General features: G+C 58.2%; 8 protein-coding genes. 4 read left to right on the forward strand and 4 right to left on the reverse strand.

The features are described from left to right. The first annotated feature begins 37 nt into the window (after positions 1–37). Together EGM46_RS14140 and EGM46_RS14145 are read left to right on the forward strand one after the other, a co-directional pair. Positions 38–2,404 (forward strand): phage tail tape measure protein, encoded by a 2,367-nt coding sequence (locus EGM46_RS14140; protein WP_277425227.1) that lies wholly within the window; start codon positions 38–40, stop codon positions 2,402–2,404. A gap of 232 nt (positions 2,405–2,636) precedes the next feature. Continuing rightward, on the forward strand, positions 2,637–2,960 hold the full coding sequence (locus EGM46_RS14145) for a hypothetical protein (protein WP_125100770.1): 324 nt from the start codon (positions 2,637–2,639) through the stop codon (positions 2,958–2,960). Positions 2,961–3,047: 87 nt separating this feature from the next. Here EGM46_RS14145 and EGM46_RS14150 read toward each other — a convergent pair whose 3' ends face one another. After that, complete coding sequence (locus tag EGM46_RS14150; protein ID WP_125100771.1) at positions 3,048–3,449, reverse strand: hypothetical protein; 402 nt, start codon at positions 3,447–3,449, stop codon at positions 3,048–3,050. Positions 3,450–3,719: 270 nt separating this feature from the next. Next, entirely contained in the window at positions 3,720–3,896 is a 177-nt protein-coding gene (locus EGM46_RS14155; protein ID WP_125100772.1) for a helix-turn-helix domain-containing protein, read from the reverse strand. A gap of 68 nt (positions 3,897–3,964) precedes the next feature. On the opposite strand from EGM46_RS14155, the gene EGM46_RS14160 reads away from it, so the two are divergent. After that, positions 3,965–4,468, forward strand: coding sequence for a GNAT family N-acetyltransferase (locus EGM46_RS14160; RefSeq protein ID WP_125100773.1), 504 nt, complete (start codon positions 3,965–3,967; stop codon positions 4,466–4,468). Between the two features lie 52 nt (positions 4,469–4,520). After that, positions 4,521–4,790 (forward strand): DUF1778 domain-containing protein, encoded by a 270-nt coding sequence (locus tag EGM46_RS14165; RefSeq protein ID WP_164512921.1) that lies wholly within the window; start codon positions 4,521–4,523, stop codon positions 4,788–4,790. Between the two features lie 372 nt (positions 4,791–5,162). On the opposite strand, the gene EGM46_RS14170 is transcribed toward EGM46_RS14165, so the two are convergent. Both EGM46_RS14170 and EGM46_RS14175 read right to left on the reverse strand, forming a co-directional pair. Continuing rightward, positions 5,163–5,483 carry a helix-turn-helix domain-containing protein gene (locus EGM46_RS14170; protein WP_125100775.1) on the reverse strand — a complete coding sequence of 107 codons (321 nt, stop codon included), beginning with the start codon at positions 5,481–5,483 and terminating at the stop codon, positions 5,163–5,165. Positions 5,484–5,615: 132 nt separating this feature from the next. Next, positions 5,616–6,041, reverse strand: coding sequence for a hypothetical protein (locus tag EGM46_RS14175; RefSeq protein WP_125100776.1), 426 nt, complete (start codon positions 6,039–6,041; stop codon positions 5,616–5,618). Positions 6,042–6,226 lie beyond the last annotated feature (185 nt).

A 6,226-nucleotide genomic window follows, 5' to 3' on the forward strand; every position in this document is an offset into this window, starting at 1 on the left:
TACACCACTACCGGGGACTTGACCTGGTCAGCTTGGCATTGCGACTCCGAACGTGGTGGCGTTCACGAAGACGATGATCGATCTTGGGGAGACGACGAACCTCACCGCAGAAGAAGCTGCAACGCAGCTGGCTCGGTTTGTGAACGTGATGGGCACTTCGCAGTCCCAGGTGTCAAACCTCGGCGCTGCACTCGTTGAGCTGGGTAACAACTACGCGACCACAGAGGCAGAGATTCTGTCGATGGCGCAGCGCCTTTCTGGTGCTGGCGCGCAGATTGGGATGTCGGAGGGGCAGGTTCTTGGCCTGTCCACGGCGCTGTCTTCGGTTGGTATTGAGGCTGAAGCCGGCGGCTCTGCGATGTCGAAGGTCATGATCGATATCGCGTCGTCGGTTGACAAGGGTGGTGACCGGCTCGAGAAGTTCGCGTCGGTTGCTGGTATCTCGGCTGACCAGTTCGCGGCTAAGTGGCGCTCTGATCCTGGTGAGGCGCTCGCTGCGTTCGTGAGTGGTTTGGCGAATGCTGAGGCTCAGGGGAAGTCCACGTTTGGGGTGCTTGAAGAGCTTGGCATCACTGAGGTGCGAATGCGTGATGCGCTCCTGCGTTCGGCTTCAGCTGCTGATCAGTTCTCGTCGGCGATGCAGATGGGTAACAGCGCCTTCGAGGAGAACGCCGCGCTCGTTGACGAGGCGAACAAGCGCTATGAGACCACAGCGTCCAAGCTGGGGGTTGCGAGGAACCAGGCTGTGGATCTGGCGATCTCGTTCGGAGAGCATTTGCTGCCGGCTATCGAGTTCGCGGCCGACGGTGTTGGCATGTTCGCGAGTCTTTTGCAGGGTCTTGACGGGCCAATGGGTGCCGTTGCTGCTTGGGGTGCTGTGGCGTCTGCGAGTGTGCTGCTTGGGGGCGGCGTGATGATGGCTGCGGTTCCCAAGATTGCCGCGTTCAAGGTGGCGCTGGAAACTCTGGAAGTGACATCGACCAGGGTGCTTGATGGAGTGAGCCGAGTCACTGGTGTGCTCGGGAACCCGTGGGTCGTTGGTGTGAGTGCAGCCGCAGCTGTCGTTGGTGTCCTCGTTTCGGAGCAGAACCGCCTCAGCAATCAGGCGAAGGCGCTTGCGGACACCTTGGACGGGGCGACTGGGGCGATCACGGAGAATTCCGAAGCGTGGGCCGCGAACGAACTGCAGCAGCAGGGCGTACTGTCCGCGGCGAAGCGTTTGGGGATCTCTGCGAGTGACATGACGCAGGCGTGGCTTGGTAACGCGGATGCACTTGAGGTCGTGAATGGTCGGCTGGACAAGTTCAAGCACGATGCGGAATTCCGGCTCGAGAACACGGATTGGAAGGGCTGGTCTGACGACCTATCTGATGTCGGGTACGCCCTCGATGGGAGCAATAAGGTCCTTGCTGAAGCGAAGACCAGGCAGCAGGAGCTCACGGAAGCAACAGGTCAGGGGAGTGCCGCAGCTGGGGATGCGGTAGGATCCGCTGAGGATCAGGCTGCTTCGCTCGAGGAGCTTGCCGGTGTTGCGGCAAAGACAAGCGATGAGATTGCCGCGCTCGCGGATGAAGTGCGCGGCTTCAACACGGAAGCGTTCGACATGCGCGAGGCGAATCGTCGCCTCGAGGATTCGTACCAGTCCTTGAGCGAGCTCCTTGCTGAGAACGGCAACAACTTCGACATCCTCACGGCTGCCGGCCGCGCGAACGAAGAGGCGCTGGACGCTGTTGCTGAGGGCGCGAACCGGGCTGCAGCCGGGGTCTTTCAGGCCACTGGCAGTCATGAAGCGATGAACGAGAAGCTCGAGGAAGGGCGACAGCGTCTCGTAGATATCCTGGCGCCCTACTTTGAGTCCGCTGATGCGGCGGCTGCGTATGTCGCGGAGCTCGATCTGATCTCGCCGCAGAAGGTCACAGATATCGTCCTGAACGGGGCTGATGATGCGGTCCAGAAGCTGTCGATTATGGATCAGTGGATGGACAAGATCGCTCAGGGGCGTACTGCCGAAATCTACATGCGGACCACCGTTGAGGAAACTCGTATCCCGTTGAAGGCTCCGAATTCTGCGAACGGGAACTTGTTCGAGTTCGCAAATGGTGGCGGGTTGCAGACGGGGATCTATGCGGGTGGGCCTCCGATTACGAGGTTCGCTGAGCCGGAGACGGTGTGGGAAGCGTTCATCTCTGGCAAGCCTGATCAGCGGGAGCGGAACCGGCAGATCTGGTTGGAGACGGGGGACCGTTTGGGTATGCAGGACGTTTTGAAGCTGGCTGCTAGTCGTGCTGGTGGTTCGGGTTCTGGGGCGTCGGTGAATGTGGAAGTGCACCCGACTCGGGGGATGTCTGAAGCGGAAGTCGGCCGGATCGCTGCCGAGAAGACCGTGTTCGCGTTGGGAGGCTGATTGTGCAGCAGGGCGCAATTGCTTCTACGCGTGGTCAGGTTGTTGCTGACCAACGAATCGACGGATACGCAGAAGAACAGGCCTATGCGCAACGCCGTGCGAGAAGCTAGGCCAAATTTAGGAACCCCTGCACTCAACCTGGCCTGCGTCACCTTGTCGGGGTGCCGATTATCGCGTAACCTATTGCTCTCACCGTAGGGGTGAGGTAGAGGTTTTGCCAATAGGAGGCACAATGAAGAAGCTCAGTACGATGGCCCAGCGGCTTGCGGACGAGATCAAGGAGCAGGACTGGTCCGACGCGCACTCCCGCCTGGATGGATCACGACATTCTCGCACGCGTGACCGCAAAGGTGGTGCTCAGCTCTCCGACGAGGAAACCGATCGCATTCGAATGAATGTCATCTGGGTGACCGGGCAAGCACTTGCGGATGATGACCCGAACTTCGATATTCGAGCGTTTGCCGAGGCTGCGGGAGCGAGCTCAGGCATGCTGTGGAGGAAAGATGGTGGACCGAATCGCGGGCTTGAAGCTGGACTTCGTCGGTCGAATGATTAGCTGAAACGTGCCCCCTGTGGTGTCCTTCGGGACGCTGCAGGGGGCCTTTTAGTCGTTTCCGAGTAACGCAAGTCTAGCTCGGTGAGCTCACTCAAGTGACGGAAAGTATCCCTCCGGCGGACCTTCGGGGAAACAGAAAAGCGCGAAGACGATGAGTGATAGTAGGCAAACGATGGAGTTAGTTACAGCGATTCCAATTTCTTTTGGCCCACTTAGGTCTTCAGAGGATTTGAACGCTTTGAACAAGAAATAGATCGCATTCGCGAGAGAAAAGATGGTCGCAACCGTTTCAAAGGTTGCCTTGTGGCTAACGAATTGGCCCAGGATGAGCTCCAAGAGCACAAATATGAGCGGGATCAAGAGCCACCGACTGCCGAGCTTGCGGATATCGGGTCTTCGCAGAGAGATTCCCGTCATCATGATGTGGCTCCCCGGAATGAATGCCACGAAATGTAGCCAGACAAAAAAGAAATCTGGAATGTCCGGCATGGGGCCATGCTATCCAAAATGGGTTGCCCCATTTTCCAGCCTGGCCCGGTCGCATCTGGGGCATTCCCACCATGACGCCCAGGGGACCATCACTGGGCTGTCGCAGTGGGGGCATGGGGGGGGCGTTGGGTGGGATGAGGTCGCTGTCGTCCATCCGCCAAGCCTGCGCGTCGATGCCGGCCACGGAGGTCACGATGCCGTGATGTGGATAACCTCAGTCCTCGCGTATCCAGTACATGATGAGCGCACCATCCGGGATCTTGCACGCAACTACTTGCCGGCACCGAGTGAGTAAGTGTGAGTTGCAATGAACTCGTTGATCGATGAGGCAGGGATCCGCTTCTTTGACTTGTCCTTCCCGAAGTTCGCAGAAACGAGCGTGCCATCGTTCAGGCGATCGTACACCCAGGCCCGGGACATGCCGAGGAGTCGAGCGACTTCGGACATTGGGTAGTGGCGCTGCTTGGGTGCTACACGAAGTGCAATCTTGGTGTGGTTGCATGTACTTTGGGTTCGTGTGGCAAATTGAGACCCTGGCGAAGAAGCATGATAGGTCACCGTTTGGTTGTGGCGAAGATGATCTCGATACTTGGCTGAAGACTCAGGCCTCCCAGAGCGGTCGCAGCAACAATACGCTCACCCGGGTTCTCGTTGACGGCGACGACCCGCGGGTTCTCGGCTACTACTCGCAGAGCTCATACCGACTAGTAGGGGATGAGCTTGGGGCTGTCTTCGGTGATGGGCGGCGTCCCCGCTACCCCATTCCTTGTGTTCTGCTTGCACGGCTTGCGCGGTGTAACTCCGTGGCAGGAAGGGGTGCTGGTGAGGTGCTACTTGGGCACGCACTGCGAGCTTGTACACGAGTGTCGCGTGAGATTGGTATTGAAATGGTTGTCGTGCACGCTCTGCACGAACGGGCCGCACTTTTCTACGAGCGGTTTGGTTTTGTGCGTTTTGTTGATGACGATCTGAGTTTGATGTTACCTACCAAAACACTGCAAGACGCTTTTTCAGATTGACGTTTCGCATGTGTGTGTGCGTACAATGGGCGCACGTGGACAGGAGAAAATAATGAGTACCGCGACAGCGCGAATTAATATGCGCGTATCGGAAGATGCCCGTGACCTGATTGACCAGGCTGCTGAGATGCAGGGCCTTGATCGGACTGCATTTGTCATTGATGCGGCCATGAACCGTGCCCGAAATGTGATTCTCGAGGGAAAAATGCTTCAGCTCACCCCGGAACAGGTGAGCCAGGTTCGAGACCTTATTGAGAACCCGCCTGCTCCGAACGAAGCGCTGCGGTCCGCAGCTGGCCGCTTGTCGGATCTCGGCATCTGATCGACTTCCAAAGCCCCGCTGCTCAGTTGAGCAGCGGGGCTTTGTCTTTGTCTACCGGCGGTAGTTAACTCAGTCCCGCCCATTGACTTAATCCTGTGTCTAACCTCCCCCCCCCCGTTACACCGTGAGCATTCCCACCATCCCGCCTATGGGATCATCACCGGGCTATCGCAGTACGGGCACAGGGGAGCGCTGGGTGGTATTAGGCCCCTTTCGTTCATCCGCCCAGTCTGCGCGTCAACGACGGCCGCTGCGAACACGATCCCGAAATGTGGATCCCTCGGTCCTCACGGATCCAGTACATGATGAGCGCACCATGCGGGATCTTGTACGCCGCTACTAACCGGAACNGCGGGATCTTGTACGCCGCTACTAACCGGAACTGAGAGAGTAAGTGTGAGTTGCGATGAACTCGTTGATTGATGAGGCGGGGATTCGTTTCTTGGATTTGCCGTCCCCGAAGTTCGCAGTGACGAATGTCCCGTCCTTCAATCGCTCGTACACCCAGACGCGAGACATGCCGAGCAACCTAGCCACCTCAGCAACTGGGTAGTGGCGTTCTACCTCTCCCGCGCGAAGCGGCAGCTCGACACGTGGGGTTGTGGTGACTCTTGTTTTGGTCCAGGCGGGCGCGATGGCTGCGATTTCTTCGCGGATGATTGCTCGTATTGCTCGAGTGATTGCGTCGTCCATCGAGCAAGCGTAAACGGTGGGCGGGGTGGCCGAGTGCGCAGTTGCACCAATGCTATGTAGGTCTCTGGTGAGCTTGCCGGTTGTGTTTTCCGGGGACAACCGTCATGGCTGGTGGTGTTGAGCTCACAGCTGCTATTGGGCGGCCCTCTTCTTCTTGTTGAGGCGCGGAATTGGCTGGTTCATCGAGTGGCGGTCGCTTTGGGGGACTGGCGTCGCGGGTGACCCATCGCGATATGTCTTGTACCGTTCGAGGACCTCGCGCTTGTAAGCGACGCGAGTGAAGAACATGTACACCGAGGGTCCCGTCCCGGATTTCCTCATCTCGTCGAGTTTGTGCCGAGAAATGCCCAGGTACCGTGCTGCGTCATCGGCAAACACGATGTCCGCCGCGTTGTTGAGCCTGCGCAGCTCCTCAATGAGCTCCATTCGAACCTGTGGGCGGAATCCCTTGGGTACTGACTCGCTGGCTGCTGTCGGTTTTCCGAGGTGGGCTCGAAGCGCTGCGTCAACTTCATCTCGAATGATCTGCCTGAGGGCTGCTGTGAATGCGTCTTCCATATGCTGATTGTCGCCGATGTCACGGAACGCGGGACGCGGTTGCCCTCTAATGCCAGTCGTGTAGGGAGAAACTCCGTGAATTCATGCTTATTCCTGCCAGGAATAAGCATGATCTTGGAGAAACACTAGAGTGCAGGGCGGGTGAGTGGCGGTCTGAGCGCGGTCAAGTCCCCGGTAGTGGTGTA

Origin of the sequence: Leucobacter chromiireducens (assembly GCF_003917135.1) — a bacterium.
Lineage (GTDB): Bacteria > Actinomycetota > Actinomycetes > Actinomycetales > Microbacteriaceae > Leucobacter > Leucobacter chromiireducens_A.